Genomic DNA, 23863 nt, shown 5'->3' with positions numbered 1-23863 from the left:
ATCCAGTCCCCGCAGCGGGATGCGTCCTCGACATCGCCGGACCTCGGCGGCCGTATCGGTGCGATGATCGCGCCTGCGACGTGCGGAGTGCGACGATGACGATTCGAACTGGCCATGCCATCACGGCGGCGGTGTGCTGCCTGCTTCCCCTCGCCGCTGCGGCCGACACCTTGCAGGTCGGCCCCGGCCAGACGTATGCGACGCCCTGCGCCGCGATCGCCGCGGCGGGTGCCGGCGACACCATCCTGATCGACGCCGCCGGAAGCTACGACGGCGACGTCTGCGCCTGGTCGACGAACGGGCTGACCCTGCGCGGCGTCAACGGCCGGCCGCACATCGATGCCGCCGGCAACGACGCGCAAGGCAAGGCGATCTGGGTCATCAGCGGCGACGACACGACGATCGACAACGTCGAACTGTCCGGCTGCCGCGTGCCCGACGCGAACGGCGCCGGCATCCGCCAGCAGGGCGCCAACCTGACCGTGCGCAACGCGTTCTTCCACGACAACGAGAACGGCATCCTCGCCGGCGAACGTGCGGGCAGCACGATCACCATCGAGCACAGCGAGTTCGCGAACAACGGCGCCGGCGACGGCCAATCGCACAACCTCTACATCGGCCACGTCGATCGGCTGGTGTTCCGCTACAACTGGTCGCACCACGCCGTGGTCGGGCACCTGCTGAAATCGCGCGCCGCCGAGAACGTCATCGAATACAACCGCCTCACCGGCGAGGCCGGCGGCAGCGAGAGCTACGAGATCAACCTGCCCAACGGCGGCCTGTCGTACGTGATCGGCAACCTGATCCAGCAGCCCTCGACGACGCAGAACGGCGCCATGCTCGACTACCTCAGCGAAGGCTTCGGGCAGAACACCGACGACCGCCTGTTCGTCGTCAACAACACCTTCGTCAACGGGCGCGGCAGCGGCACGTTCCTGCAGATCGGCACGGCCGCGAGCACGCCGGTGATCGCGCGCAACAACATTTTCCACGGCGGCGGCACGCCGAGTTCGCAGGCGAGTGCCGTGCTCGACCACAACGTCGTCAGCAACGATGCGTTGTTCGTCGACGCGACGAACTACGATTACCGGCTGCTGCCGACCGCCACCGCCGTCATCGACGCGGGCGTCGATCCCGGCAGCGGCGCGGGCCGCTCCTTGCAGCCGACGCGCGTGTACGTGCATCCGGTTGCGGATTCCGGCCGGCCTGTCGTCGGCGCGATCGACGTCGGCGCCTACGAATGGACGGGCGACGTAATCTTTCGCGACGGCTTCGACGGCGAAGGATAGGTTCGGAGGTTTGCACCGATACGCGCCGGCGCTCGTGCATCGGCGCCGCACGGGCTCGTTCTGAAGGAGCGGGGAGCCGGCATCGCGCCCGCCCGGGACGACGATGCGGAGGTGCTCATGCTAGCCGGCTGCCTGAGCGTGGCGATCGCAGCCACCGGTCGCATTTCATGGCTTTCGTCGAAGCCGGCCCGGAACCGGAGCAGGCATCGTGCCCTCCAGCCGCGGTTCCGGAAGGCCGCGCCGTCCGTGGCGCGGCAAATCGAAAACTATTGCGCGGGCTCGATCAATGCTCCTTCAACTGCTTCGCCGCGGTTTGCGCATCGTCCCTTTCCTTGTCGGCCTTGGCCTTCGCCGAGGCGAGATCGGAATCCGCCGCGTCCTTGCAGCTGCCGCGCTGCTCGCTCGGCAACGCATTGCACTTCTCGATCGCGACCTTGTGCGCGGCCTCGGCCTGCGTGATCGCAAGGTCGTGCCGCGACTTGGCATCCTTCTGGAACACGTCCGACTGCACCGATGCCAGATCCTGGTTCGCATCGCGCTCCGCGTCGTTCGCGTTCGCGGTGGCCGCGTTGATCTTTTCGCCGGCTTCCGTGTTCGCCTTGTCGACTTTCGCGTTCGCTTCGGCCTGGGCCGCCTCGAGCTTCCGGCGCGCGGCGGCCTCCTCGTCGGCGGCCTTCGCACGTGCCGCCGCGACGTCGACCGCGGCCTTCTGCTGCGCCTTGGCGACGTCCTCCTGCGCCTGGTCGGGCGATTTCTGGCAAGCGCTCAGCGACAGCGCGACGGTCGCGGTCAGGCAGATCCACATCGGAGTACGACTCATGGATGACTCCCCAGCAAAGCCGCATTGCGGCGACGCGAATCAGTGTGTCCGCGGGCGATTTATCAAAGATGAACGCAACACGGCGCCCGGTTAGGCAGCGTTCGCCTCGCCAATGCCGCACGCGCTCGCGTTCCCGCGGAATGTCGCTGGCCGCGAAACGTCATCGTCGCGCGCAATGGGTGTCGCGGGAAATTCCGAGCCATCTGCTCTCACAACTGCGGCAGCAGGCACTCATGGCCGGCGCAACGTGGATGCCCGCTGTCGCGGGCATGACGTCGATGCGCAGATCGCCGGCTGCGAACGTCGACGTGGCCCTGGCCGTCAAGCGAAGCGACCGTCCGCCGGCATGGCCTTCCGAATCGCCGCACCGCGAACGGCTGCACGCAGCGGCCGTTCGCGGCGCAGGCGTCGGCGCGCGTCACCGCGCGCCCGGCGGCTTCAATCGGCCGGCCACACCGGCGGCATGCTCGCCGTCGGATTGGCGAAGTACTGTCCGTAGCTGACCGTACCCATCGTGCGGATCGTCTTGAGCAGGTCCGGATTGGCGATCACCTTCGGATCGAGCGGATTGTCCGACAGCAGCACCAGGTCGCCGATGTAGCTCTCCTTGATCGCGCCGCGATCGGTGAAGCCGTACTGCATCGCGGCGCTGGTGGTGAAGGCCTTGATGCCGTCGAGGATGCCGATGCGCTCGTCGCCCGGCACCTTCGGGCTGTTGGCGAACACCGCCGGGCAGTTGGACGGGTTCTGGTTCGGATACCACGACGGCTGCTGCACGTTGCGTGTCGCCGCGACCCAGATCTCGAACAGCGGATACGGCGGTTCCACCGGGCTGTCGCTGTGCAGGGTCATCGGCAGGCCGCGGTCGAGCACCGAACGCGCCGGATAGACGTTGAGGATGCGCTGCGGGTCGAGCACCATCTGGCATTCGGGCAGGCCGTAGAAGTACACGTTGCTCGACATCACGCTGACCGCGGTCGTGCCGACCGACTTGAGCTGGTCGAGATCGTGGCCCGAGATCATCGCCACGTGCAGCATCGTGTCGCGCTTGCCCGCCGGCGGCGGCGCGTCGCGGGTCGCCACGACGGCATTGACCGCATCGCTGATCGCCGCGTCGCCGATCTGGTGGATGATCATCGGATAGCCGGCCGCGTGCGCCGCGCGCAGGCGCAGCGCCAGTTCCGATTGCGGCACGTCGGGCAGTCCGACGTAGGGCTGCTGGAACAGGCCGCCGAGGGTGAACGGCGGAAACACGTTCGTGTACGGCGATTTCAGGTAGCCGGTGTAGCCCTGCAGCGAGCCGTCGGCGAACGACTTCAGCGCCTGCACCGAGACCAGCTGGCTGTCGCGGAACGTCGCCTTGCCGGCCTCGCCCATCGCGATGGTCTTGGCGAAATCGGAGCTGCTGTTGTCGTAGGCGATCATCGCCGCCGACAGCGGGAAATCGCAGAACGGCCGCTTGCAGCCCGCCGTCGCCTCCGCGTAGAGCGCCATTTCGCCGAGGCCCGCCGCGCCCTCCTGCGCCAGCGTGTAGCCGTGCTGCGCGTAAATCTCGGCGCCCTTCTTCAGCAGCTGGGCGCCGAGACCGGTATTGGCCTTCAGCACCTGTCCCTGGAACACGCCGGTCGCGTACAGCGAGAGATCCTCGTCGAGCTGGCCGACGTTCGCCAGCGCGGTCTCGACGTTCACGTTCATGATCGGTTTGTGGCAGTTGCCGTCGTTGGTCGAGCCCTTCGTGCCGCAGATGTTGAGGGCCGCCAACGCCGGTGTGTTGACGTAGGAGATGTGCCCCGATTCGCTGGTGATGTAGATCGGCACGGCCGTGGTGATCGCGTCGAGCTGGGCGAGCGCGTTGCCGTTCTCGAACGTGGTGCACTCGAACGACAGGCTCTTCGGCTTGGCCACGCAGCTCGGATCGTGGCCGAGGCGCGAGGGATCGTAGTTGAACGCGAGCACCGGCGTCGGCGGCGTGTTCAACAGCGCCTTGGCCACCGCGGCGCGCAGGCGCGCGACGACGTCGGCCTGGTTCTGCACCGGGATGAAGCAGCGCTGCGGATCGGTCGGCGTGACGCAGCCGGGCGTGCCCGGCGACGGCTTGAAGTAGATGTTGATGCTGGAGACGTCGAGCCAGTGGTCGATGTCGGTGAACATCGCGTAGCCGGCCATGTGCGAATGCGGATCGATGAAGCCCGGCAGGATGGTCCAACCGGTGGCGTCGATGCGCTGCGTCGTGCGCGTGGCCAGGCGCAGGACCTCGAAATCGTTGCCGACCTTGATGATCTTGCCGTAGGTGTCGATGGCGATCGCCTGCGCGACCGGTTGCGCGTCGTCCATCGTGATGACGTTGGCGTTGAGCAGCACCAGACGCGCGATTCCGGGAGAGGAAGCGGGAGCGGATGACGCCTTTCCGGAAGCCGGCGTTTTCGGCGACGCGCAACCGGCGAGGGCGAGCAAGGTGGCGAGCAGTGCGGCGGGGACGGCGAACAGCGGTACGACGAAACGCTTTTCCATGTCCATGCTCCAGCGGTGACCTGCGAAAAAATCTACGCGGGCGCCCGATGAAGTCGTGGTGAAAACACGCGCGGAAAAACCTGCGCAATTTACGCAGGGTGCCTGGGCCGAGTGCGCAGGCCGGTGTGCAGGCGCCTCCCACGGCGAGACTCGATTGCGCCGATGTCGGTGCCAGCGGCATCGACGCCTGCGAAGAGGCGGCGGATGTCATCGCACGCGATGGCGCCGATGGATGAAGGGAGTCGGAGCGTGCTCGCCGTCATACCCGCAGATGCGGTTCCATCGCGCTCGGCGACACTCGCGCCCGTGCAAGAACACGCGAGGTGACCTCGCGCGACGGCCTCGGCGCGCGAGGAGAATCCGGATGTTTTTGCCCTGCTCGCGCCGGCAGGCATCCATGCACAACGCAACGTGGATGCCCGCTGGTGCGGGCAGGACGTCGGCTCAGTCGACCGGGCTCTACGCCCCTTGCGGGGCTTCCTGATACAGCTGGATCAGGTTGCCGCAGGTGTCGTCGAGCACCGCGGCGATCACCGGCCCCATCGCCGTCGGCGCCGAGCGGAACGCGACGCCGAGGATCTTCATGCGCTTGTATTCCTGCTGGAGGTCGCTGACCGCGAACATCGAGGCCGGCACGCCGGCGTCGTACATCGCCTTCTGGAACGTCTTCGCCGCGGGATGGGCGTTCGGCTCCAGCAGCAGTTCCACGCTCTTGGAACCGTCCGGCGAAACCACCGTGATCCAGCGGTACTCGCCCATCGGAATGTCGGCCCGCTTCACGAAGCCGAGAATGTTCGTGTAGAACGCCAGCGCCTTCTGCTGGTCGTCCACCATCACGCTGGTCAGCTGGATCTTCATGGTCACCCTGGTCGAAGTGGCAGACGCCGATTCTGCAAGGGTTGGCCGATTCGATCCAGCGAGTGGGTCGCAGGCGACGAAGCGGGCGCCCGGCGGCGCGGAACGCTGGCGTTGCAATCCGCCCCCTATCGCGGACCGTACCACTCGCCCCGAACGTCGACGGGGATGGTCCCGGGGCATGGCCGGATCGTCGACAGGGCTCGCGCCCCGGTCAGGGAAGCGACTCGAAGCCGTCCCGAAAGATCGTTTCGTCGACGGTCACGACGACGACCTTGCCGGATTCGAACACGATGCCCATGCAGCCCGCGCCACACCCGGTCGCGACGACGGCGGGGTCGTCGACATCCGAAATCGGCATCGAATACGACGCCGCGAACGTGTCGCGGTCGAACACATGGACGCGCCCTCGCTCGACGATGTACACCGCGCTGGACGCGCCGTCGACGACGACCGGTCCGCTCGCCGCGTAGGTGCCGATCATCGCCAGGTTCTGGTCGAACACGGTGCCCTGCGCCGTATAGATCCGGCCCGCGTCGAAGACGATGCGCACGGGGTTGGAGCTGGACAACGAATGCGCCTGCGCCACCGTCACGCCGTCCGCGGCAACCGTCAGGCGCGCCAGCGTCGGTGGGGAAGATCCGTCGGCGCCGTACAGCGTCCCGGCATCCGCGCCGAAGGCGAGCGACGAGGGCGTCGCGCCGTCGGTGCCGACGACGATGGGCCGCGCCACGCCGGCGTCGAAGACGGCGACGCCGGCATCCCACGGAATCTGGTCGATCCGATGCAGCGCCACGGCGATCGTCTCCGGCGATCCCGGCATCACGCGGATGTCCGTCGCGTAGAGGAAAGGCCCGTGCTCTTCCGTTCTGCCGAGTCCGAACGGCGCGCCCGCGGTCATCGTGGCGAGATCGATGCGGCGCGCCGACGCGGCCCCCTCGATTCCGACGTAGGCGACGGCGGCATCCGGCGACGAGCCGATCGCGGCCGGCTCGCTGCCGACGAAGACGCTGCGCGTGATCGACCCGTCGACCGGCGAGATCTCGACGACGCGGTTGCCGTACGGCGGCCCGGCGACGCTCGGCACCGACGCGTAGAGCATGCCGGTGTGCGCATTGAACGCGATATCCGAGCCGGCCACCGACACCGGCACGACGGCGCCGGCGAACGCGGGAGCTGCATCACACGCGATCATGCACGCTGCGATCGCGAAGCGGCCGACGCACCTGCCGAGGCGAATCATGGGCGTTCCTCCGCCGCTCTGGGCATACCGTCGAAGCCATCGGAGAACACCGCATCGACGAGCGTCGTCACCAGCACGACCTGCCCCGAATCGAACGCGACGGCGGCGCAGTTCGACCCGCATTCGCTCGCATGCAAGGCCCTGCTGCCGGGTGGCACCTCGAGTGCGATCGCGCGCAAGAGGACGAACGACTCCCGATCGAACACGCGCACGTGGGCGTCGTTGGAAAAGTCGGCATCCTCGAAGTAGGCGACGACGCCGTGGGCGTCGTCGAACGCGAACGGACCCTGCGCCGCGTACCTGCCCACCGGATGCAGCGTCGCACCGTCGACCGCGACGCCGCTGCCCGAATACACCGTGCCGCCACGCACCCGGAACGATCGGGCGAATGCCGGCAGGCCGCGCAGCACCCCATCGTCCAGGACCACCGCGCTCGTCGAGATCGCGTCGCGCACGAGCCACGCGCCGGTGCTGAGACGGTCGTAGGCGTACAGGAACCCGGGATCGTCGCCGAACGCGATCGCGTCGCATCCGGGCTGCTCGGCTCCGGAACCCTCCACGCCCCCGTGATAGACCGTGACACGGCTGCAGGCGCTGCCTTCCGACATGGCCAGTGCGACGGCGACGGTATCGGGCGAGCCGGGCATGACGGCGAGGTCCTGGACGTACAGCGTCGCGCCGACCGGGAACGACACCCCCACCGTCATCGTGGCCAGATCGACCTGGCGCACCACATGCCCCGTCTTGTAGCCGATGTAGGCGCGAGCCACGTCGGGCGAGATCGCCAGCGACGACGCGCCCGCGCCGAGATCGAGCGACGCGACCACCGTTCCCAGGGCCGGTGAAATCGCGACCAGGCGATCGCCGTACAGCCCGGCGCCGTTCGACGCGACGAGTGCGTACAGCAAGCTGGTCTGCGCGTCGTAGCGCAATGCGCGCGCGGACATCGCGATCGTCTGCGCCGCCGCTTGCAGCGGGATCATGAGGAAGAAGCCGAGCACGACGCCGCACCACAGCGACGTGCAGCGCATGCGCCTGGCCGTCGCGGTGCGCGATTCGCGCGCGCGCCCTGCCGATTCTGACGAGTGGATCATGTCCGCCCCAGCCGGTCGCCCGCGGCGACGTCGAACGTGCGCATGGTAGCCGTATCGGCCGTGGGCGAAAACGCGGAGCGGCTTCGCGCCAGCTGACGCGATGGGCGTCATTGGGGAGGCGTAGAATGATTCGACACACTCAGAGAACGGCCGATGACCGCGCAGGCCACTGCCAAACAAGAGGTCGAGCCGTTGTTGCAGCACCTGCCCGACGACGCGACGTTGGAAGACATCCAGTACCACGTCTACGTGCTGGAGAAGATCCGGCAAGGCCGCGCCGACGTCGCTGCGGGCCGCCGCTATACCACCGAGGAAGCCCGCCAGCGCGTGAGCCGATGGCTGCAACGATAGTCTGGTCGCAGGTGCGCTCGACGACATCGACGCGATTGCCGAGTACATCCATCGCAATTCGCCGTATCACGCGCAGCGCGTGGTGGAGGCGTTGCTGGCCCTGGGCGAGTTGATCGGCGAGCAGCCGCTGATCGGCCGCGTCGTACCGGAGCTCGGGGACGAGCGAGTACGTGAGCGGTTTCTGTACAGCTAGCGGCTGATCTACGAGCTGGGTGAGCGACGCGTCGAGATATTGGCGGTGATCCACGGCCGGCGCTTGCTGGAGTCGATCGAACGGTTGGGCTGAGGCCGGGAATTCCAACGTTGGAAATTCTGATGCGTCGGAACCCCGCGTGATCGTCTTGAGTGGTCGCTTCTTCCAACCCGGATCACTCGGCTTGTACAACTTCGGAGTGGAATGAAGACGCCGGACGGCGCAGAGCCGCCCGGCGCGATGCGTCAGCGCGCCCCGCCGCTTTGGCGTTCGATGCCCTGCAACCGACGTCGCAGGAGTTCTTCGCAGAGCACGGCGATCTTGCGCGCCTGCGTGCCGTAGAACTCGACCGAGCCGTAGCCGGTCTGGATGCGGACGTGGCGCTTCATGGCGGGGATGTCGCGCGAGAGCGTATAGCGCAGATCGGCGATCTGTAGAGCGAGTTCGTCGTGTGTGTGGTGCATGGCGTTTCTCCGTTCGCCCGCGATCCGGGAGGGATCGCTGTGGGCGACACCCTTCCCAGCGCCGCGCGCAGGTGGGTCAAGGCCGCGCGCAGCGCGCCCGAAGGGCTTGGCCTTGACGCGCCGAGCACGGCGCTATGCTGCGACGACCACAGCGATTCCCTTGTTACAACTCTACCTAGTGCGCTGTTTACGAGAAGGCGTCAGACCGCAACAGACTCGCAGTAGGAGTCGCACCAAATGACCCCGCGCCGACCTGATGAATCTCAATGGCGACCGCAAAGACCGTCCGCACTGCCCCAGTCGACTTGCGCAAGATAGAGGCCGTCGCTCTTCGAGGGCCCTCTCACCGTGGCTACGAGGTCACCTTTGCAATAGAGCCGACCATTCCCAAACGTTGATCCGCTCACCGCCCATCCGTGTTCACCCATCGCGCGATCCATGTCCGCCGTTGCGATCGGCCCGTCCGGGCGCCGAAAGCCGACGTCCACGACGAAGATGGTGGATTGGCTCTTCGCGACCCGGAAATCGGAAGTCTTGTCGCCCGAGGCACTCGCGACGATGCCGTCGAGTTCCGCGGTGATCTGCGGCCACGTGGGACGTGCGGTCGAGCTGACGTGGCGAAGATGACGACCGACGGCAAAAGCGCAATACGCGATGAAGATCACGCCGACCACGGTCAGCGCGAACGAGAAATCTTTCGAGGTCGCCACGGCGCACCAGTCCCGACGCGGGATCACAACACCGCGTCGATCACCTTGGCGAGCTGCGCCTTCGAGACCAGCCCTGCCTGCGTCGCCTGCACCTCGCCGTCCTTGAACAGCAGCATCGTCGGCGCCGAGCGCACGCCATAGGCGATGGCGGTCTTCGGGTTCTTGTCCATTTCGAGCTTGGCGATCTTCAGCCGGCCGCCGTAGTCGGCCGCGAGCTGTTCCAGCATTGGCGCGAGCGCCTTGCACGGGCCGCACCACTCGCCCCAGAAGTCGACGAGGACGGGGGTTGGGGATTGCAGGACGTCGGCGGGGAAGCTGGTGTCGGTGGTGATGAAGACGTTGGCGTTCATTGGCTAGCTCATTTTCTTGCTGTGTCGAGATAGGCGACTCTGACCCTACTACTAGGATTGGCGTCAAACTCGCGCAGAACCTCATGCTTTCCTAATGGAAACAAGAGTTGCCAAGTGCGCTGTGTTTTGCGATCGGGTCTTCTTCTTGTAACCCAATGCATCACAAACCGCTTCGATCTTCTGGCAGAAGATGTCCGCATTCAGCGAAGCCATCCAAAGATCTCCACTCGGCTTGTCCCGATTGGTGCTCTGCCATTGCACTTCGTCGTTGAGAGGATGCTCCGGTCGAAAGGGATGGATGTTGAAAATCTTATGGTCGATCTTGGTGATCCAAGACGCCCCGACCTCAGTGATCGCGCCCCACGAAATCTTGGTGTTCTCGCTGGTCACAAAGAGCACGAAAATCTTCTGTGTCGAATAGCTTTCGACGAAGAACTCTCGTAGATATTCATAGACCTCACGACCTTCCGGAACGCGGCATACCTCGTCGTCGCAGTTCGTATATAGAATATCGTCGGAAGCAACATCGTTGAAAATCAGCATCTGATAGACGATGTCAGCAAATGACTTGTCGGGATACGTCTGGCTGATAAGAATCTTCTTCTTCTGAGAATCCACTGACGCCTTCAGCCCGAGATCTGGGCTGTTGGCATTAATGGATTCGGAAATAGCCCTTTCCATCGCCTCGCGAGAAACCTTGACTCCCATTTTTGCTAGTGCACCCGCCGCATCCCCACTGGCCTTCTTGCGGAAAGCGTCCACTGACGCCCTCAATCTAGCCTCTGCTTCCCTTTGCAACCTCTCCCGCTGCTTCTTCTTCTCGGCATTGGCGAGATCCGTGTACGTCTCTCGCCGCCTGAGAATCTCGGCGAGCAATTCGTTTCTTACATATCCGCGCACCGCCTCGTAACGCGGATCGTCGGATTTATAGCCTTGGCGATTACTCAATGCCATGTCCGGCAGTTCGGTCAACTCAAACAAATCGACATGCAGCTGCCCGACGACATAGACTTCGTTCAGTTTGTTCTGACCGACGACAGGCAAGATATTGAACTCGCCCATCTTCTCGTTGGCGAAAAGCGAAATGAAATTGTCTGGAAAGTCGGTCATCTCCGCCTTCCGTCCACGGGTGGTCTTATAGGTTCCTATCCAACCCATGACTTCAAGCGAGTATTCGTATTCCTTAGCGTCGTTGGCTTGCATGGTGACGGGCAGAACCTTCGCATCCTGTGCCGAGACGAGATCGTTTCGCTTTTTCGGATAGCTGTCGGGAACGAGACCTCCCAGCGACGCAAATCTATCGCCCAGTGTGATCAGCGTGCATAGTTCACCCATGATGCTTCGGTCGAAGTCGTCTATGATCAAGCTTTCCTTGCCACGAATGACGTGTATCCGGAAGTCTGAATCGACCAATGGAAATATTTTTAGAAGATTCCGCTTTATGGCAGCCAACGTTTTGTGAAGCCGATATTGCGGATGTCGCATGATTATGGCGGAGCCATGATTCTTGACGCGCTCGAAGACGACCCCCGCATCTGGAATCGCTTTCAATTCATGCCCGTTCTCTGGGTGGCGAGTTAGCACAAACCCGGACTTTTCCCCTTTGGCCACGGTCAGGACATCCACGTTCTCGGATACCGAAAGCGCTGCCAACTTGCCGACGCCCTTGCGTCCCATTTTTCGGCGCTTCCTGGATTTTGTGAGTGAATCCTTCTCTGTAGTCCTCGATACCCCTGCCACATTTAGGTACTTGGTGATATCACCTGCTTTGTAGGACATGCCATGGCCATCATCTTCGACACGGATGTCGTCCTTGCCAGCAATGATGTAAACATTTTTTGCGTCAGCATCATATGCATTGGCGATCAACTCCGCCAAGACGTAATAAATATTCGTGTAAAGGTTCGGTCCAAGCAGTTCGAGGATGCGTGGATCGACTTCCAGCCGGTATTTTTTTTGTGGCGCGGCTTCAGCTCGAGTCATGGCATCTCCTCCTGTTATTCAACTGCAAATGTGGATTCAGGTGTCAGCGTGCGGGGGCGCAACGCTATACAATCGACCCGACATGTAAGCCCCGGAAAATCTCATGGACCGAGAGGTCGGTGCGGGAAGACGTGGATGGGCGCGAACACGGCTCCGCCATGCATCGGACTGACGACCTGGATGGGCTCAGGAGCTGTCGAACTGAGCACAAGGGTGTCGGTGGCGAGAGAGAAGCTCATGGGCTGAGCTTCTCCCGACGATTCTCGACGATGCTCACGACCTTCGCAGCCACGCGCTCTGGCGACTCGTGCGCCCACGCCCGGACGACCTCCCAACCCTCGGCACGAAGGCGCTTGTCGGTGTCGCGGTCACGCCGCTGGTTCGCGAGGATCTTCTCGCGCCAGAACTCGGCGTTCTGTTTAGGCCACGTCGCATGCTGCGGGCAGCCATGCCAGAAGCACCCGTCGACGAAAACGGCGACGCGTAGCCTTTTGAATGCGACATCAGCAACCCTGCGCGGCTTGCTGAGGACAGGAACTTGGATGCGATAACGGAGCCCACGCGCATGCAATTCGCTGCGCAGAGCCAACTCGGCAGAGGTATCCCTCTGCCGAATCTTCTTCATCCTGAGGCTGACGTCAGGCCCGGATGGCACGGTCCTTTTGCTTCCAGGCATTCTGCCCCCCGTCACGTTTCGGCGACGGCAGAAGCTTGCCCGGACGCCCATTGCTCTTCGCTAGATTCGGCTCGTGCAATTCGACGTGTTTGACGATGCTCTCACCGATGACTCGCCCCAGATCCACAGGAACCGCATTTCCGATCATCCGACCCAGCGCCTTGAACTGGACTGGACGGCCCTCAGGCAGAAACTTGTAGTCTCGGGGGAACCCTTGAAGGAGTGCACCCTCGCGCAGCGAGAGTCCTCGTCCCTGCGTCGGATGTCCGAACCGTCCGTTGCCGAAGCCATAAAACTGCGTCGTAAGTGTTGGCGCAGGATCTGCGTAAGTCATTCGGCCGTAGACACCTGGATAAGTCTTGCCGGACTTCTTGGTATGGCATTTCGCAACCAGGTGCATTGGCCAGTCGCGCCAAGTGCCGCCGGGTCTCGAGTGCTGAATACGCGCGTAGTTGAGATCCGAAAGCCGAGAAGCTGCGTGCAGCGCATCCTCGGCATCCCTGCCGCCGTGTCGAAGAGCCGGAAGGCCCTTGATGACGTCGGCAACAGACCTCTGAGTAGCCCCGTCTGGCGCAATGAGTTCGATCTTCCCTAACCTCGACGCCAAAAGTACAGTGCGACGGCGGCGTTGCGGCAGCCCATATTCAGCGCAGTCGATTACCTTGAACCAGACTTCAAATCCTTGCGCCTTCAGGGTCTCGACGAAATCATCAAACACCGCATGTTTCGTGACCGTGGGCACGTTCTCCATCGTCACGATTTCGGGTTTGGTCTCCCGGATCAATCGCGCGAAATGATTGAGAAGGCCCCAGCGTTCAGTGCCAACTGTTTCGTATCGTTGGGAGTAGCTCGAGAATGGCTGACAAGGCGCACACCCTGCTAGGACGCGAACCCGCGCATCGCCGAACCAATCGGCGAGATTCGCTGCGGTAATCGTCGACACATCCAGGGCGTGGAATGTGGCGCCATTATTGGTCTCGTAGGGGTACTTGCAGGCGTCGTCGAGGTCCACACCTGCTGTAACCTTGACACCTGAGTCCAGCAGCCCGCGCGTGAGACCTCCTGCGCCGCAGAACAGATCCACGCAGACAATGTCGGGCCCAACTCTCACGGCAGGTTCCTTTGGCGCCTGCGTACGGCTTTTGCGACGACGTTTTTCCATGCCTGCTCCCTTTTTGCGAGAGCAACCCGCATCTCGCCTCGTCTGCTCCGCATCCTATGCCTTGCCCGAGCAGCTCCGCGCGGAGGCCGCGCTCCAGCTTACCAATAGTTAACTAGATTTTCGACCCCGCCGGGCACTACCGGTGACGCACTCGCCGAAGAACTCGACAGCTTCGCCCACGTAGCAAGCCCCTGGGTCGGGGGCGATTGCGCTGCTCACAGATGACATCCGTGGATGGTGTTGGCCGCATGGACCAGCGCTGGAACTAAGGAAGACGATCGCGAACTCACCTCGACGCGCAGACAGTAGCTTCGAATTCGGGAAGACCCAAGAATTCGAGATAAAAAGAGGCCCCCGAAGGGGCCGTCCAGGTTCTAAGCTCAATGATTTCTAATTCTATGGGCTAAGAATCCAAGCCTTTATGTGCCCCGGCATCCAAACAAATTGGCTTTAATTAGATTTTTACCCACACTTCGAATACCCACAATTCAAACACGTCGCACACCCATCCATGATGATGACTGCGCTCGTATTGCACTTGTGGCACATCGTGGCCCCCGGCGGAAACGCAGCCGCATCCTTCGCGGCGCTCTCGGCGCCGGCGCCGGCAAGGTTCTCGGAAACCCCCGCGGATCCCCGCGCCCGCGAGGACGGCGGACTTTCGGTCGAAGACGCCGTCGCGGCGTCGCCGCTCACGTCAGCGTTTTTTTTTGAGCGCTCTTCGTACGCCGCGCGCTTCTCGGCGATCAGGCGCCGCTGCGCGTCGTCGAGCTCGGGATCGTGCAGCAGGCCGATCATCTTCATGTGCTGCTCGATGACGGCGCCGAGTTCCGCGACGATGCTCGGCATGTACACGCCGCCGGCCTTGAAGTAGCCGCCGCGCGGGTCGAACACGGCCTTCAATTCCTCGACCAGGAAGGTCACGTCGCCGCCCTTGCGGAACACGGCGCTCATGATGCGCGTCAGCGCCACGATCCACTGGAAGTGGTCCATGTTCTTGGAGTTGATGAAGATCTCGAACGGGCGGCGCAGTTCGTACTCGGTGCCGGCGTTGAGCACGATGTCGTTGATGGTCACGTACAGCGCGTGCTCGAACAGCGGCGACTTGATCTTGTAGGTGGCGCCGATCAGCGTGTCGGGGCGCTCGACCTTCTCGTGCATCTGGATGACTTCGGCCATCGGCACGGACGGCGCGTTCTCCGGCGCCTCGGCGGCGGGAACGACCTTGGCGGTCTCTTCGGGCTTGACGACGCTGTAACCCTTGATCTTCTTGCTGATCTTCATGGTCTTCACTGCAATGCGGGGAATGGATCGCGCAACCGCGGCATCGGCCGCGGCTCGCGGGAAAACGGGGGCCGGCGGAGCCGGTGGATGGCGCCGCGCGAGGTCGCGGCGGCGCACGTCGGGCGGATCGGCGGCCCGGCTATTTCTTCGCTGCTTTCTTGACGGCCTTTTTCACGGCCTTCTTGACGGCAGCCTTCTTCGCCGCCTTCCTGGCCGGCGCCTTCTTCACGGCCTTCTTCGCCGTGGCCTTCTTCGCGGCGACCTTCTTGACCGCGGCCTTCTTCGCCGCCGGCTTCTTGGCCGCCTTCTTCTTCGCGGCGGTTTCCAGCTCGGCCTTGCTCTTGTGCCTCATGTCGGCGGCGTGAGCGCGCTGGTAGGTCTGGATATCCTTGAACGTACCGTCGGCGTTGCGGACTGCGTAGAGCTTCTTGCCGGCACTGCTGTAGAGCGTGGTGCGTCTGGTGGCCATGCGCTTCTCCGTCGCGGCACGGACGGTTTCACCACCGGCCGGCCGCCGCGGGGGTCGGCCGGTGGCGCCGCAGGATCGCTCCTGCCGGTGGAACCTACCTGCGCTTGCCGGCCTTCTTCGCCGCCTTCTTGGCGGCCTTCTTCGCCGGAGCCTTCTTGGCGGGGGCCTTCTTCGCCGGCGCCTTGCGGGCGGGTGCCTTCTTCGCCGGAGCCTTCTTGGCGGCGACCTTCTTGGCGACCTTCTTCACGGCTTTCTTGGCGGCCGCCTTCTTCGCGGCGACCTTCTTGACCACCTTCTTCGCGGCGGGCTTCTTGGCGACCTTCTTGGCCGCCTTCTTCGCCGCGGCGGCCTTGCCGGCAACCTTCTTGACGGCCTTCTTCACCGCCTTCTTCGCGGCGGCGGCCTTCTTCTCGACCTTCTTCTCGACCTTCTTCACCGCGGTGGCGGCGGCCTTCTTGTCCTTCGCCACGACCTGCTTGGCCTTGGCGACGACGGCCTGCACCTTGCGCGCGGCCTGCTTCTTCGCCTTGGCCGCCTTGTTGGCGACCTTCTTCGCGGTGTTCTCGACCGCGGCCTTGGCGTCGGCCGCGGCGGTGCTCACCGAGGTGACCAGCGCGCCGACCGCGTCGACCGCGGCGCCGCCGATCTGGCTCGCGCCTTCCTTCATGTTTTCGAACGTACTGCCGGAACTGTCGCCTTCGCTATGCATTGGTGTTCCCCTCTCCTGCGCCTGATGGTTGGATGTTTTTGAGCACGTTTGCCTGACGGCACATCGCGATCGACATCAGAACTTGCCGTAATAGCCTTCCTTCAAAGCGTCGAAAAGGTTGGCCGCGGTGTGCGTTTCGCCATCGTACTCGATCTCTTCGTTGCCCTTGACCTCCACCACCGAGCCGTCCTCGAGTTCGAAACGGTAGATGGTGTTCTCCAAATCATGCTCCTTCACCAGCACTCCTTGGAAGGCCGCCGGATTGAAGCGGAAGGTCGTGCAGCCCTTCAGGCCCTGCTTGTGGGCGTAGCGATAGATGTCCTTGAAGTCTTCGTAGGGGTAGTCGGTCGGTACGTTGGCGGTCTTGGAGATCGACGAGTCGACCCATTTCTGCGCCGCGGCCTGGATGTCGACGTGCTCCACCGGGCTGATGTCGTCGGCGGCGACGAAGTACTCCGGCAGCTTCTCGTCGGCTTCCTGCGAGCCCGGCATCGCGCGGCCGTTGATCAGCTCGCGATAGGCCAGCAGTTCATAGCTGTAGACCGAGACCTTCTCCTTGGTCTTGCGGCCTTCGCGGATCACGTTGCGGCTGTAGTGATGGGCGAAGCTCGGCTCGATGCCGTTGGAGGCGTTGTTGGCCAGCGACAGGCTGATCGTGCCGGTCGGCGCGATCGAGGAGTGGTGGGTGAAGCGCGCGCCGACCTCGGCCAGCTCGGCGACCAGCTCCGGCGCCACGCCGGCGACGCGCTGCATGTAGCGGCTGTACTTGGCGTGCAGCACGCGGCCGGGGATGGTGTCGCCGATCTTCCAGCCGTCGGCGGCCATTTCCGGGCGCTTGCGCAGCATCTCGCCGGTGACCTCGAAGTCGCGCGCCAGGATCGGCGCGGGGCCTTTCTCCTTGGCCAGCGACAGCGCGACTTCCCAGCCGGCGAGCGCCATCTCGCGCGCGACGTCCTCGGTGAAGGCGACCGCGTCGGCGTGGCCGTAGCGCATCTTCAGCATCGTCAGCGTGCTGCCGAGGCCGAGGAAGCCCATGCCGTGGCGGCGCTTGTTCATGATCTCGTCGCGCTGCTGCGCCAGCGGCAAGCCGTTGATCTCGACCACGTTGTCGAGCATGCGCGTGAACACGCGCACGACCTCGCGGTACTCGTCCCAGTCGAAGCGCGCCTTCGGGCCGAACGGGTCGCGCACGAAGGTGGTCAGGTTGACCGAGCCGAGCAGGCACGAGCCGTACGGCGGCAGCGGCTGCTCGCCGCAGGGGTTGGTGGCGCGGATGTGCTCGCACCACCAGTTGTTGTTCATCTCGTTGACGCGGTCGATCAGGATGAAGCCCGGCTCGGCGTAGTCGTACGTCGAGACCATGATCATGTCCCACAGGTGCCGCGCACGGATGTGGCCGTAGATCTTGCAGGCGACCAGGCCGTCGTCGCGCGTGACGTAGTTCCTGTGCGTGGGCCAGTCGCGCCAGACGACTTTCTCGGCGTCGGCCAGGTCGATCTCGCCCTGCTCCTTCACGTGTATCGGGAATACCAGCGGCCAGTCGGCGTCCTGCTCGACCGCGTCCATGAAGCCGTCGGTGATCAGCAGGCTCAGGTTGAACTGGCGCAGGCGCCCGTCCTCGCGCTTGGCGCGGATGAATTCCTTCACGTCCGGATGGCTGACGTCGAACGTGCCCATCTGCGCGCCGCGGCGGCCGCCGGCGGAGGAGACGGTGAAGCACATCTTGTCGTAGATATCCATGAACGACAGCGGCCCGGAGGTGTACGCGCCGGCGCCGGACACGTACGCGCCGCGCGGGCGCAGCGTCGAGAACTCGTAGCCGATGCCGCAGCCGGCCTTCAGGGTCAGGCCCGCCTCGTGCACCTTGTCGAGGATGTTGTCCATCGAATCGTCGATGGTGCCGGAGACCGTGCAGTTGATCGTCGAGGTCTTCGGCTTGTGTTCCTGCGCGCCGGCGTTGGAGGTGATGCGGCCGGCCGGGATCGCGCCGCGGCGCAGCGCCCACAGGAATCGGTCGTACCAGTAGTTCTGCTTCTCCGGAGTCGTCTCGACTTCGGCCAGCGCCTTGGCGACGCGCTGGTAGCTATGGTCGATCGATAGGTCGACCGCTTCGCCTTGCTTGGACTTCAGGCGGTATTTCTTGTCCCAGATGTCGTAGGAAGCGGGCTGCAGCGGAATTTCCACTGCGCCGCGCGCGAGCTGCTCCAGGCGCACCGTGCTCATTGCTCTTTCGTTCTCCCGAATTGCTGCCGGATCTTCAGGTCCGGCTTTGCCAACATTGCCGATCGATCGTCGTGGCCGCATCGAACAAACGACACCGCCGGCGCCACCCTTTCTTACCTGGGTACCACGCCGTCTACGACAACCCGCCGATCAGATTCCGCCCCCGCTGCCGGAATCGCCGCCTATCGTGCCGATTCTTGAACCAACCCAATGTATAGGCTTTGTGAACATGCGTGAACACAAGATCTTGTGCCAGCGGCGCACTAACCTACGCCTGCACGTCGGCCTTGGCAAGCATTTTTTCGCACGCTCCGACGCGGCTGCGCCGAACGCTGAACGGAATCCGTGCGAGCGGCTTGAAGCACGGGAAACCCGCCGCGATTTGCACGGTCTGCAGCCTAGTCCGATGCTTGTCCCTCACCTCGCAACAAGGATCCGTTCCATGCCTCCGCTTCCGCGCGCATCCGTCCGTTTCGACCCGACGACCCGTCGTCTCTCCGCCTTCGCACTCGCCGCGGCGCTGTCCGGCGCGGCCTGGTTCGGTGCGGAAGCTCACGCGGCACTGCCGCCGGCGGTCGACGGCCAGGCGCTGCCTTCGCTGGCGCCGATGCTGGAGAAGACCACGCCGGCGGTGGTCAACATCGCCTCGAAGACGCGGGTGGCGGTGCGCAATCCGTACTTCGACGATCCGATCTTTCGCCGCTTCTTCGGCGTGCCGAACATGCCGCGCGAACGCGTGCAGCAGTCGCTCGGCTCGGGCGTGATCGTGGATGCGAACAAGGGCTACGTGCTGACCAACAACCACGTCGTCGAAGGCGCCGACGACATCTCGGTGACCGTCGCCGACGGCCACACGGTCAAGGCCAAGCTGATCGGCACCGATCCGGACACCGACCTCGCGGTGCTGCAGATCCCGACCGGCAAACTGACGGCCCTGCCGCTGGCCGATTCCTCGCAGCTGCGCGTCGGCGATTTCGTCGTCGCCATCGGCGAGCCGTTCGGGCTCGGCCAGACCGTCACCTCCGGCATCGTGTCGGCGCTCGGCCGCTCGGGCCTGCGCGGCTCGGGCTACCAGAACTTCATCCAGACCGACGCCTCGATCAATCCCGGCAACTCCGGCGGCCCGCTGGTGAATCTGCGCGGCGAGCTGGTCGGCATCAACTCGATGATCTACTCGCCGTCCGGCGGCAACGTCGGCATCGGCTTCGCGATTCCGTCCAACCTCGCCGCCGACGTCATGCGCCAGCTGGTGCAGTTCGGCGAGGTCAAGCGCGGCGCGCTCGGCGTCGAGGCGCAGGACGTCACGCCGGAGCTGGCCGAGATGCTCGCCCTCGGCGATCGCAAGGGCGCGGTGGTCACGCGCGTACGCGCGAAGTCGCCGGCGGAAAGCGCCGGCCTCAAGCCCGGCGACGTGATCGTCTCGCTGAACGGCAAGAGCATCGGCGGCGAACAGGAACTGCACAACATCGAAGGCTTGACCACGCCCGGCGCGGCGGTCGACGTCGGCGTGATGCGCGAAGGCAAGCCGCTGACGATCAACACCGCGCTGAAGGTGAACGAGGCGGTCGTGCTGAAAGGCGAAGCGCTCGATCCGCGCCTGGCCGGCGTGCAGTTCGGCGACGTTCCCGACAGCTTGCGCCGGCAGGGCGTCGGCGGCGTCAGCGTGACGCGCGTGGCCGAGTCGAGCCGCGCGTTCGCCAACGGCCTGCGCAGCGGCGACCTGGTCGTCGCGGTGAACCGGCGCGACCTCGCCGGCAGCGAGGACTTCAGCCGCCTGGTCGCCACGCATCCGCGCCAGCTGATGCTGACCTTGCTGCGGGGTCAGGAAGCGTTCTACCTGCTGCTGCAGTAACGCTCCACGCGCAATGTGAAGTTCAGCGCCGCACGCGGTTCCGCTTGCGGCGCCGCTGGCGCCTGCGTGCTAAGGTTGCGCCTTCGTTTTTCGACCTTTCCGCGAATCCCGACGCCATGCTGCTACGCCGTCTCTGCACTCCGTTCGTCCTCGCCGTGTCCCTGCTGTCGGCCGGCCCCGCGCTCGCCGCGAAGAAGCCCGCCGCCGAAGCCGCCCTGCCCGCCTCGGCCGACGACCTGGTCTGGCGCGGCGACCACGCCACCGGCCGCGCGCTGATGGAAGACCTCGCCAAGCAGTACGCGAAGGAGAAGAAGGGCAAGATCTCGCTGCAGCCGTTCAGCACGCTGTCCGGCCTCGACGCGGTGGCCGCCGGCAGCGCCGACTTCGCCGGCAGCGCGCGCGCCAAGTACGCGCGCCGCAGCGAGGAAGCGGCGCTGAACTTCATCCCGGTCGCGCTCGACGGCGCGGTGCTGATCACGCACCCGAAGAACCCGGTCGGGAACATCACGCTGAAGCAGATCCACGACATCTACTACGGCCGCATCAAGAACTGGAAGGACCTCGGCGGTCCGGACAAGGACATCAACCTGTACGCGATCGCCTCGCCGCTCGACGGCGTGGAGTACTCCTTGCGCGAACTGGTGTTCCGCAACGGCGACCAGCGCGTCGCCGCGCCGCGCCTGTACATCAACACGGTCAAGCTGGAAGAAGCCGTCACGCTCGATCCGGCGGGCCTGGGCCTGTCGACGATGGCCGGCACCTTTTCCAACAAGGGCGTGAAGGCACTGACCGTCGAAGGCGTCGCGCCGACCACCGCCACCGTCGGCGACGGCAGCTATCCGCTCTACATCACGCTGTATCTCGCCGAGCTCAACGACTCGCCGAAGCAGGCGGCGATCGAGCGCTTCCTCGCCTTCCTCGAGACGCCGGCCGCGAAGGACATCCTGCGCCGCCACCAGCTGACGCCGTACTCCGACGCCAGCGCGGTGATCGCCAAGAACGAACAACGCATGGCCTACATCGACGCGCAGGTCGGCCGCAACGCCGCCGCTTCCGCCGCGGCCGTCGCCGCCGCCTCGGCGCCGCCGCCGACGCCGGTCGCCGCGCCGCGCGCCAGCCTCGAGGCGAAGACGCGCATCGCGCCGACCGCCGAGACGACCCAGGCCGCGCGCGAGAACCTCGCCCGCGCCGAGGCGAAGAAGGCCGAGAAGGCGCAGGTCGCGAAGGCCGCGGCGCCGAAGAAGCCCGCCGCGCCGAAGGCGACCGCCGCGAAGAAGGCCGACACCGGCAAGGTCGTCGCCAAGGCCGCCCCGGCCAAGGCCCCCGCCAAGGCGAAGGCGGCGACCGCGAAGGCGGACGCGCCGGCGAAGCCCGCGGAGAAGAAGGCGCCGTCGTTCGGCAACGTCAGCAGCGGCGCGAGCGGCGGCTGACGCGCGGACGCGGAGCCCGACCGCGACACCGATGCGCATCCTCGCGCTGTCGCTCGATCTCGACGACACGCTGTGGCCCGTCGCGCCGGCGATCCAGCAGGCCGAACGCGCGCTCGACGACTGGCTGCGGCGGCACCACGCCGCCGTCGCCGAGCGCTGGCCGATCGCCGCGCTGCGTGAGCTGCGCGACCAGGTCTCCGCCGAGCGGCCCGATCTCGCGCACGACTTCACCACGCAGCGCCTGCTGACCCTGCAACGCGCGTTCGCCGCCTGCGGCTTCGGCGACGAACACGTCGACGCCGCGTTCGAGGCGTATTTCGAGGCGCGCAATCGCGTGCAGTGCTACGCCGACGTCGAGCCGGCGCTGGCCGCGCTGGCCGCGCGCGTGCCGCTGGTGAGCCTGTCCAACGGCAACGCCGACCTCGAACGCATCGGCCTGCGCCGGCATTTCGCGCACTGCATCTCCGCGCGCGAGTTCGGCGCGGCCAAGCCGGACGCGGCGATCTTCCACGCCGCCTGCGCGCGGCTCGGCCTCGCGCCGGAGCACGTGCTGCACGTCGGCGACGATGCGCATCTGGACGTCGTCGGCGCGCATCGCGCCGGACTGCGCACCGCCTGGATCAACCGCCATGCGTCGGCGTGGACGCACGCCGACGTCGAGCCCGATCTGCACCTGCGCGATCTCGGCGAACTGGTGCACTGGCTCGAACGCCGCGCCGCCTGACCACGAATTCACGAGGAACCGAAAACAATGGACGCCTGGATCGTCGCCGACACCGCCGCCGATGCGATTCCGCTGATCGCGGTCGATCGCGAGAGCTTTCCCGCGATCGCCACCGCGCTCGGCGCCGAGGCGCAGCGCTGGTGCGAGGCGAACGCGTTCGCCGGCGAACTCGGCCGCTTCCTCGCTTTGCCTTCGGCGGACGGTGCGGCGCACGCGGTGCTCGCCGGCTGCGATCGGCGCGACGCGGTGTTCGCGCTGGCCTCGCTGCCGCAGCGTCTGCCGCCGGGCCGCTACGCGCTCGACGCGCGCGGCCTCGCCCTCGACGCCGGCGACGCCGCGCTCGGCTGGGCGCTCGGCGCCTACCAGTTCACGCGCTACAAGAAGCCCTCGCGTCCGCCGGCGCAGCTGGTCGTCGACGCGGCCAGCGCCGCGCGCATGGAACCGATCGCGCAGGCGATCTTCCAGGTGCGCGACCTGATCAACACGCCGACCGAGGACATGGGCCCGGCCGAACTCGCCGGCAGCCTGCGCGCGCTGGCCGAGCGCCACGGCGCGGACTATCGCGAATGGGTCGGTGACGAACTGCTCGCGTCCAACTTCCCGACCATCCACGCGGTCGGCCGCGCCAGCCATCGCGCGCCGCGCCTGGCCGAGCTGACGCACGGCCCGGCCGACGCGCCGCATCTGGTGCTGGTCGGCAAGGGCGTGTGCTTCGACACCGGCGGCCTCGACATCAAGCCGGCCGACGGCATGCGCTGGATGAAGAAGGACATGGGCGGCGCCGCTCACGCGATCGGCCTGGCCGGCGTGGTGCTGGCGGCGAAGCTGCCGGTGCGCCTGACCGTGCTGATTCCCGCGGTCGAGAACGCGATCGCCGGCAACGCGTACCGTCCCGGCGAGATCGTGAAGACGCGCGCCGGCCACACGGTCGAGATCGACAACACCGACGCCGAAGGCCGCCTCGTGCTGTGCGACGCGCTGGCCTACGCGGCCGAGCAGAAGCCCGACCTGATCCTCGACTTCGCCACGCTCACCGGCGCCGCGCGCATCGCGCTCGGCCCGGAACTGCCGGCGCTGTTCGCCAACCGCGACGAGGTCGCCGGCGGCCTGCTCGAAGCCGCGCAGGCGACGCGCGATCCGCTCTGGCGCCTGCCGCTGTGGCGGCCGTACCTGGCGATGCTCGATTCGCACGTCGCCGATCTCGCCAACTCCGGCGCTTCGCGCCACGCCGGCGCGATCACGGCCGCGCTGTACCTGGAGCGCTTCGTGCCGGAGTCGCAGGCCTGGGCGCATCTGGACGTCTATTCCTGGAATGATTCCGACAAGCCCGGCCATCCGCGCGGCGGCGAGGCGCAGGGCTTGCGTGCGTATTTCGAGTTCCTGCGGCGGCGTTACGCACGCGCGTGAGAGCCTTCGCGCTCACGTAGGCGTCATGCCCGCGAACGTGGGCATCCACAAAAAGGGCGGGCGA

At 65.5% G+C, this 23863-nt stretch carries 20 protein-coding genes; 6 read left to right on the top strand and 14 right to left on the bottom strand.

The window, feature by feature from the left end; all coding sequences use genetic code 11:
* Positions 1-95 precede the first annotated feature (95 nt).
* Positions 96-1289 carry a right-handed parallel beta-helix repeat-containing protein gene (locus tag J7520_RS04915; RefSeq protein WP_291184832.1) on the top strand — a complete coding sequence of 398 codons (1194 nt, stop codon included), beginning with the start codon at positions 96-98 and terminating at the stop codon, positions 1287-1289.
* Positions 1290-1572: 283 nt separating this feature from the next.
* Here J7520_RS04915 and J7520_RS04910 read toward each other — a convergent pair whose 3' ends face one another.
* The 4 genes from J7520_RS04910 to J7520_RS04895 all read right to left on the bottom strand — a co-directional run bounded on the left by J7520_RS04910 (position 1573) and on the right by J7520_RS04895 (position 6841).
* Positions 1573-2109: a hypothetical protein gene (locus J7520_RS04910; protein WP_291184830.1), complete on the bottom strand. Its 537-nt coding sequence runs from the start codon at positions 2107-2109 to the stop codon at positions 1573-1575.
* Between the two features lie 438 nt (positions 2110-2547).
* Positions 2548-4620: an amidohydrolase family protein gene (locus J7520_RS04905; protein WP_291184829.1), complete on the bottom strand. Its 2073-nt coding sequence runs from the start codon at positions 4618-4620 to the stop codon at positions 2548-2550.
* Positions 4621-5079: 459 nt separating this feature from the next.
* Positions 5080-5478: a VOC family protein gene (locus J7520_RS04900; RefSeq protein ID WP_291184828.1), complete on the bottom strand. Its 399-nt coding sequence runs from the start codon at positions 5476-5478 to the stop codon at positions 5080-5082.
* 211 nt (positions 5479-5689) lie between these two features.
* Positions 5690-6841 (bottom strand): hypothetical protein, encoded by a 1152-nt coding sequence (locus J7520_RS04895; RefSeq protein WP_291184827.1) that lies wholly within the window; start codon positions 6839-6841, stop codon positions 5690-5692.
* 1124 nt (positions 6842-7965) lie between these two features.
* On the opposite strand from J7520_RS04895, the gene J7520_RS04890 reads away from it, so the two are divergent.
* Positions 7966-8163, top strand: coding sequence for a hypothetical protein (locus tag J7520_RS04890; RefSeq protein WP_291184825.1), 198 nt, complete (start codon positions 7966-7968; stop codon positions 8161-8163).
* Between the two features lie 438 nt (positions 8164-8601).
* On the opposite strand, the gene J7520_RS04885 is transcribed toward J7520_RS04890, so the two are convergent.
* The 10 genes from J7520_RS04885 to J7520_RS04840 all read right to left on the bottom strand — a co-directional run bounded on the left by J7520_RS04885 (position 8602) and on the right by J7520_RS04840 (position 18386).
* Positions 8602-8820, bottom strand: coding sequence for a hypothetical protein (locus J7520_RS04885; protein ID WP_291184822.1), 219 nt, complete (start codon positions 8818-8820; stop codon positions 8602-8604).
* 263 nt (positions 8821-9083) lie between these two features.
* A complete protein-coding gene (locus tag J7520_RS04880; RefSeq protein ID WP_291184819.1) occupies positions 9084-9530 on the bottom strand; it encodes a hypothetical protein in 447 nt (148 codons plus the stop codon).
* A gap of 23 nt (positions 9531-9553) precedes the next feature.
* A complete protein-coding gene (trxA, locus tag J7520_RS04875; protein WP_291184817.1) occupies positions 9554-9880 on the bottom strand; it encodes a thioredoxin in 327 nt (108 codons plus the stop codon).
* A gap of 81 nt (positions 9881-9961) precedes the next feature.
* Positions 9962-11863, bottom strand: coding sequence for an ATP-binding protein (locus J7520_RS04870; protein WP_291184814.1), 1902 nt, complete (start codon positions 11861-11863; stop codon positions 9962-9964).
* A 235-nt stretch (positions 11864-12098) separates the two neighbouring features.
* Positions 12099-12488, bottom strand: a complete 390-nt coding sequence (locus tag J7520_RS04865; RefSeq protein WP_291184811.1) for a very short patch repair endonuclease — start codon at positions 12486-12488, stop codon at positions 12099-12101.
* A 13-nt stretch (positions 12489-12501) separates the two neighbouring features.
* On the bottom strand, positions 12502-13701 hold the full coding sequence (locus tag J7520_RS04860; RefSeq protein ID WP_291184782.1) for a DNA cytosine methyltransferase: 1200 nt from the start codon (positions 13699-13701) through the stop codon (positions 12502-12504).
* A 462-nt stretch (positions 13702-14163) separates the two neighbouring features.
* A complete protein-coding gene (locus J7520_RS04855; RefSeq protein WP_291184779.1) occupies positions 14164-14985 on the bottom strand; it encodes an NrdJb in 822 nt (273 codons plus the stop codon).
* Positions 14986-15124: 139 nt separating this feature from the next.
* Positions 15125-15454 (bottom strand): hypothetical protein, encoded by a 330-nt coding sequence (locus J7520_RS04850; RefSeq protein WP_291184776.1) that lies wholly within the window; start codon positions 15452-15454, stop codon positions 15125-15127.
* A gap of 94 nt (positions 15455-15548) precedes the next feature.
* Entirely contained in the window at positions 15549-16163 is a 615-nt protein-coding gene (locus J7520_RS04845; RefSeq protein ID WP_291184774.1) for a hypothetical protein, read from the bottom strand.
* A gap of 75 nt (positions 16164-16238) precedes the next feature.
* Positions 16239-18386 (bottom strand): adenosylcobalamin-dependent ribonucleoside-diphosphate reductase, encoded by a 2148-nt coding sequence (locus J7520_RS04840; RefSeq protein ID WP_291184772.1) that lies wholly within the window; start codon positions 18384-18386, stop codon positions 16239-16241.
* Positions 18387-18828: 442 nt separating this feature from the next.
* On the opposite strand from J7520_RS04840, the gene J7520_RS04835 reads away from it, so the two are divergent.
* From J7520_RS04835 to J7520_RS04820, 4 genes are all read left to right on the top strand, one after another.
* Positions 18829-20238, top strand: coding sequence for a DegQ family serine endoprotease (locus tag J7520_RS04835; RefSeq protein ID WP_291184769.1), 1410 nt, complete (start codon positions 18829-18831; stop codon positions 20236-20238).
* A gap of 116 nt (positions 20239-20354) precedes the next feature.
* On the top strand, positions 20355-21668 hold the full coding sequence (locus J7520_RS04830; protein WP_291184766.1) for a substrate-binding domain-containing protein: 1314 nt from the start codon (positions 20355-20357) through the stop codon (positions 21666-21668).
* 31 nt (positions 21669-21699) lie between these two features.
* Entirely contained in the window at positions 21700-22392 is a 693-nt protein-coding gene (locus J7520_RS04825) for an HAD family hydrolase (RefSeq protein WP_291184763.1), read from the top strand.
* Positions 22393-22419: 27 nt separating this feature from the next.
* Positions 22420-23799 (top strand): leucyl aminopeptidase family protein, encoded by a 1380-nt coding sequence (locus J7520_RS04820; RefSeq protein ID WP_291184761.1) that lies wholly within the window; start codon positions 22420-22422, stop codon positions 23797-23799.
* Positions 23800-23863: the final 64 nt, after the last annotated feature.

It is taken from the genome of Dokdonella sp. (assembly GCF_017744955.1).
Classification (GTDB): domain Bacteria; phylum Pseudomonadota; class Gammaproteobacteria; order Xanthomonadales; family Rhodanobacteraceae; genus Dokdonella_A.
This window is presented reverse-complemented; position numbering and strand designations above follow the sequence as displayed.

Excerpts from the sequence above, each read along its gene's own strand:
- J7520_RS04870 (WP_291184814.1), bottom strand. The coding sequence starts at position 11,863 with ATGACTCGAGCTGAAGCCGCGCCACAAAAAAAATACCGGCTGGAAGTC.
- J7520_RS04830 (WP_291184766.1), top strand. The coding sequence starts at position 20,355 with ATGCTGCTACGCCGTCTCTGCACTCCGTTCGTCCTCGCCGTGTCCCTG.
- J7520_RS04915 (WP_291184832.1), top strand. The coding sequence starts at position 96 with ATGACGATTCGAACTGGCCATGCCATCACGGCGGCGGTGTGCTGCCTG.
- J7520_RS04895 (WP_291184827.1), bottom strand. The coding sequence starts at position 6,841 with ATGCGGGTCGAACTGCGCCGCCGTCGCGTTCGATTCGGGGCAGGTCGT.
- J7520_RS04910 (WP_291184830.1), bottom strand. The coding sequence starts at position 2,109 with ATGAGTCGTACTCCGATGTGGATCTGCCTGACCGCGACCGTCGCGCTG.
- J7520_RS04860 (WP_291184782.1), bottom strand. The coding sequence starts at position 13,701 with ATGGAAAAACGTCGTCGCAAAAGCCGTACGCAGGCGCCAAAGGAACCT.
- J7520_RS04840 (WP_291184772.1), bottom strand. The coding sequence starts at position 18,386 with ATGAGCACGGTGCGCCTGGAGCAGCTCGCGCGCGGCGCAGTGGAAATT.
- J7520_RS04820 (WP_291184761.1), top strand. The coding sequence starts at position 22,420 with ATGGACGCCTGGATCGTCGCCGACACCGCCGCCGATGCGATTCCGCTG.
- J7520_RS04845 (WP_291184774.1), bottom strand. The coding sequence starts at position 16,163 with ATGCATAGCGAAGGCGACAGTTCCGGCAGTACGTTCGAAAACATGAAG.
- J7520_RS04825 (WP_291184763.1), top strand. The coding sequence starts at position 21,700 with ATGCGCATCCTCGCGCTGTCGCTCGATCTCGACGACACGCTGTGGCCC.
- J7520_RS04850 (WP_291184776.1), bottom strand. The coding sequence starts at position 15,454 with ATGGCCACCAGACGCACCACGCTCTACAGCAGTGCCGGCAAGAAGCTC.
- J7520_RS04835 (WP_291184769.1), top strand. The coding sequence starts at position 18,829 with ATGCCTCCGCTTCCGCGCGCATCCGTCCGTTTCGACCCGACGACCCGT.
- J7520_RS04865 (WP_291184811.1), bottom strand. The coding sequence starts at position 12,488 with ATGAAGAAGATTCGGCAGAGGGATACCTCTGCCGAGTTGGCTCTGCGC.
- J7520_RS04905 (WP_291184829.1), bottom strand. The coding sequence starts at position 4,620 with ATGGAAAAGCGTTTCGTCGTACCGCTGTTCGCCGTCCCCGCCGCACTG.
- J7520_RS04890 (WP_291184825.1), top strand. The coding sequence starts at position 7,966 with ATGACCGCGCAGGCCACTGCCAAACAAGAGGTCGAGCCGTTGTTGCAG.
- J7520_RS04855 (WP_291184779.1), bottom strand. The coding sequence starts at position 14,985 with ATGAAGATCAGCAAGAAGATCAAGGGTTACAGCGTCGTCAAGCCCGAA.
- J7520_RS04900 (WP_291184828.1), bottom strand. The coding sequence starts at position 5,478 with ATGAAGATCCAGCTGACCAGCGTGATGGTGGACGACCAGCAGAAGGCG.
- trxA (WP_291184817.1), bottom strand. The coding sequence starts at position 9,880 with ATGAACGCCAACGTCTTCATCACCACCGACACCAGCTTCCCCGCCGAC.
- J7520_RS04885 (WP_291184822.1), bottom strand. The coding sequence starts at position 8,820 with ATGCACCACACACACGACGAACTCGCTCTACAGATCGCCGATCTGCGC.